Here is a 3,560-nt window from a genome sequence, read left to right on the forward strand (position 1 = left end):
ATCTGAAGTCGGACGACCTGGAGGACCTGATCGCCTGGCTGGGCGAGATGGTGCGGCAGGTCGACTCCAGCGCCGTCGTAGGGCACGTTGTTGTCCCGCCTGGCCTGGAGCATCAGGACGGGTACGGAGTTGCCGATCCGGGTGGCGGGTTCGCGGGGTTCGGTCTTCCAGAAGGGGCAGGGAGCCGTCATGTCGTTGACGAGCGGGCCGAAGACGGGCTCGGCGGCGCGGCTGCGGACGATGTTCTTCCAGTACGTCCCGGGGTCCTTGGGCCAGCCGCCGGCGGGCCAGCCGCGGTCGCCGCACATGAAGATCGCCCCGCCGGTCATGGCGTCGCCGACGTCGGGCGAGTTCAGGAAGTCGAGCATGGCGGCGAGCTCCGGGTTCGGCTCGACCGGCTTGCCGTCCGCCGCGTCCACCAGGGTGCGCACGGTGCGGGCGAGGGCGGGGTCGTTCTCCTGGTGCTGGACGAACTGCCGCAGGAACAGGCGCAGCAGGGGCGCGTTCAGCCGGGTGCCGGCGATGGGGACGGGCCGCCGCTCGGCGCCGTCGAGCAGGCGCTGGACGGTCGCGCGCACCTCGGGGCCGGTGCGGCCGAGGCGGTAGGTGTCCGCGTGCCGGGCGGTCCACGCCGCCCACTCGTCGAGTCCCTCCTCCAGGGGCTTGCCCGCCCGCTGGAACAGCTCGTACTGGGTGGCGCCGGGGTCGGTCGAGGAGTCGATGACCACGCGGTCGACGCGGCCGGGGAACATCTGTGTGTAGACGGCTCCGAGGTCGGCGCCGTAGGAGACGCCGTAGTAGGACAGCTTGTCCTCGCCCAGGGCGGTGCGGATCGCGTCCATGTCGCGGGCGACCTCGCGGGAGGTGGCGTGCGGGAGCAGCGCCGCGTTGTCGCCGTGGGCGAAGCAGCGCCCGGCCGTCCGGCGGGCGCGGCGCACGCCGTCCTCGAAGTCGGTGCGCGGGGTGGTCGTCGTGCGCGGCGGGTCCGGGGGTGCGGCGGGGCCGCAGCCGATCGGGGTGGACCCGCCGAGGAAGCGCGGGTCGAAGCCGATGAGGTCGTAGCGGTCCGCGACGTCCCCGAGCGTCGCGCGCAGGGCCAGGGTGTTCCCCAGGCCCGGGCCGCCCGGGCCGCCGGGGTTGGAGAGCAGGATGCCGCGCCGGTGCGCCCTGTCCTTGGCCTTGACGCGGGAGACGGCGATCCGGATGGTGCGGCCGCCGGGGTCGGCGTGGTCGAGGGGCACGGTCAGCTGCGCGCACTCCGCGCCCGCCTCGGTCAGCTCCTTCTGGGCCACCGGACAGGGCCCCCAGTCGAGGGCCGGCACCGGTAATGAATCGGCTCGTGCCGTCGCGGGGCCGGCGCCGGCGACGACGCCGGCCAGCCCGAGCGCGGCTGCGAGCAGGGGTGTGACGCGCATGGTGCTCCTGGGGTGTGAAGGGCGGTGATCACGACCCTAGGAGCGGTACGGACGCCGGACCATGGGGTCCGCAGGAGGGTGGGTACGGGGGCTTTCCCCCGTGGCCGGAGGGCTGCCCGGCGCTAGCGGACCGGGTTCCCCGCCTCGCGCAGGGCGTTCTTCACGTCGTGGATGCGCAGGTCGCCGAAGTGGAAGACCGACGCCGCCAGTACCGCGTCCGCGCCGGCGGCGACCGCCGGGGCGAAGTGCTCCAGCCGGCCCGCGCCGCCGCTGGCGATGACGGGGACGGAGACGTGCTGGCGCACCGCCGTGATCATTTCGGTGTCGTAGCCGTCCTTGGTGCCGTCCGCGTCCATGGAGTTCAGCAGGATCTCGCCGGCGCCCAGTTCGGCGGCGCGGTGGGCCCATTCGACGGCGTCCAGGCCGGTGCCACGGCGGCCGCCGTGGGTGGTGACCTCGAAGGAGCCGGACGGCGTGCGGCGGGCGTCGACGGACAGCACCAGGACCTGGCGGCCGAAGCGCTCGGCGATCTCGCGGATGACGTCGGGGCGCTCGATGGCGGCGGTGTTGACACCGACCTTGTCGGCTCCGGCGCGCAGGAGCTTGTCCACGTCGTCGGCGGTGCGGACGCCGCCGCCGACGGTCAGCGGGATGAAGACCTGCTCGGCGGTGCGGCGCACCACGTCGTAGGTGGTCTCGCGGTTGCCGGAGGAGGCGGTGATGTCGAGGAAGGTGAGCTCGTCGGCGCCCTCCTCGCCGTAGACGCGGGCCATCTCGACGGGGTCGCCGGCGTCGCGCAGGTTCTGGAAGTTGACGCCCTTGACGACCCGGCCGTTGTCGACGTCCAGGCAGGGGATGACTCGGACCGCCAGGGTCACGCGGGTTCTCCTCTGAAAGCTTCTACTTCTACTTCGACCAGGACGCGCGAGTCGACGAAGCCGGACACCACGACCATGGTGGCGGCGGGCCTGATCTCGCCGAAGAGCTCCCGGTGGGCGCGGCCCACCGCGTCCACGTCCCGCGCGTGGGTCAGGTACATCCGGGTGCGCACGACGGACTCGGGGCCCAGACCGAGCTTCTTCAGCGCGGCGAGCGCGTTGGAGAAGGCGGCCATGGCCTGCTCGTAGGGATCGCCCTCGCCCTGGAGGACGCCGTCGACCAGCGGCATCGTGCCGGCCACGTACACCCGGTCCCCGGCCGCCACGGCGCGTGCGAAACCGATCGTCTCTTCCCAAGGACTGTCCGTCTGCACTCGCCGCGTGGCCGGGGTCTCACTCATGCGGACACTGCCTCCAGGGCCTCTTCCAAGGTGAACGCCTTGGCGTAGAGGGCCTTGCCGACGATGGCTCCTTCGACACCCTCCGGTACCAGGGTGGCGATCGCACGCAGATCGTCAAGGGAGGAGACTCCGCCGGAGGCGACGACCGGCCGGTCGGTGACGGCGCAGACGTTCTTCAGCAGGTCCAGGTTGGGGCCCTGGAGGGTGCCGTCCTTGGCGATGTCGGTGACGACGTAGCGGGCGCAGCCCTCGGAGTCGAGCCGGGCGAGCGTCTCGTAGAGGTCGCCGCCGTCGCGGGTCCAGCCGCGGCCGCGCAGGGTGGTGCCGCGGACGTCCAGGCCGACGGCGATGCGGTCGCCGTGCTCGGCGATGACCCTGGCGACCCACTCGGGGCTCTCCAGGGCGGCGGTGCCCAGGTTGACGCGGGTGCAGCCGGTGGCGAGGGCGGCGGCCAGGGAGGCGTCGTCGCGGATGCCGCCGGACAGCTCGACCTTGATGTCCATCGAACGGACGACGTCGGCGATCTGCTCGCGGTTGTCGCCGGTGCCGAAGGCGGCGTCCAGGTCGACCAGGTGCAGCCACTCGGCGCCGGCCCGCTGCCAGGCCTGCGCGGCGGCCAGCGGGTCGCCGTAGGAGGTCTCGGACCCGGACTCGCCGTGCACCAGGCGGACGGCCTGCCCGTCCCGGACGTCGACGGCGGGAAGCAGTTCAAGCGTGGGCATCAGAGCGTCTCGATCCAGTTGGTCAGCAGCTGGGCTCCGGCGTCGCCGGACTTCTCGGGGTGGAACTGGGTGGCGCACAGCGGCCCGTTCTCGACTGCGGCGACGAACGGTTCGCCGTGCGTGGCCCAGGTGACCTGGGGCGGG

General features: G+C 72.9%; 4 protein-coding genes and 1 pseudogene. All 5 read right to left on the minus strand.

Going from position 1 to position 3,560, the window contains the following annotated elements:
• A partial coding sequence (locus AB0K09_RS31395) for an alpha/beta fold hydrolase (RefSeq protein WP_366068793.1) occupies nucleotides 1-1,415 on the minus strand: 1,415 nt, incomplete at its 3' end.
• Nucleotides 1,416-1,537: 122 nt separating this feature from the next.
• The gene (hisF, locus tag AB0K09_RS31400; RefSeq protein WP_366068794.1) at nucleotides 1,538-2,293 is read right to left on the minus strand and encodes an imidazole glycerol phosphate synthase subunit HisF; all 756 of its coding nucleotides are present in this window, start codon (nucleotides 2,291-2,293) and stop codon (nucleotides 1,538-1,540) included.
• Complete coding sequence (locus AB0K09_RS31405) at nucleotides 2,290-2,694, minus strand: RidA family protein (RefSeq protein WP_366068795.1); 405 nt, start codon at nucleotides 2,692-2,694, stop codon at nucleotides 2,290-2,292. Before AB0K09_RS31405 ends, hisF begins: the two co-directional genes overlap by 4 nt.
• Nucleotides 2,691-3,416, minus strand: a complete 726-nt coding sequence (priA, locus tag AB0K09_RS31410) for a bifunctional 1-(5-phosphoribosyl)-5-((5-phosphoribosylamino)methylideneamino)imidazole-4-carboxamide isomerase/phosphoribosylanthranilate isomerase PriA (protein ID WP_366068796.1) — start codon at nucleotides 3,414-3,416, stop codon at nucleotides 2,691-2,693. The genes AB0K09_RS31405 and priA overlap by 4 nt, the downstream gene beginning before the upstream one ends.
• A pseudogene (locus AB0K09_RS31415) lies at nucleotides 3,416-3,560 on the minus strand (imidazole glycerol phosphate synthase subunit HisH); the annotation flags it as partial. The pseudogene AB0K09_RS31415 and the gene priA, both read right to left, overlap by 1 nt.

The organism is Streptomyces sp. NPDC049577, from assembly GCF_040675635.1.
Taxonomy (GTDB): Bacteria; Actinomycetota; Actinomycetes; order Streptomycetales; family Streptomycetaceae; genus Streptomyces.